Annotated in this window: 1 pseudogene; it reads left to right on the forward strand. The window is 73.5% G+C overall.

Features of this window, described 5'->3' with window-relative positions:
- Window positions 1–180 (forward strand): annotated as a pseudogene (locus tag QM806_RS41055) (IS110 family RNA-guided transposase); the annotation flags it as partial.
- Window positions 181–306: the final 126 nt, after the last annotated feature.

Genomic DNA, 306 nt, shown 5'->3' on the forward strand with positions numbered 1-306 from the left:
GCGGGCCGGGCGCGCGTCAAGCCGCGCTACATGACCGCCCCGCGGCCGCGCGTCACCGTCCGATCCCAGGGGATGGGTGAGCGCCGCAAGCAGGGGGCGTGCCAGGAGTCCGAGGAGTCGCGATGGGCTCCAACTGCCCAGCCCGCCAGGACCAAGCCTACGAGCAGCCCCTTGGCTTGACCGCCGTCAGGAACTCACTCCCCGCCCGAACCCCGCCACCCCCCACGCGCCAGCGCCGAACCCCCCCGAGCCGTGGCACCAGTGCGTCGCCACCTACCTGTCCGGCTGCGCCGACGACTACCAGTT

Source organism: Rhodococcus sp. IEGM 1351, from assembly GCF_030056875.1.
Taxonomy (GTDB): Bacteria; Actinomycetota; Actinomycetes; order Mycobacteriales; family Mycobacteriaceae; genus Rhodococcus_F; species Rhodococcus_F opacus.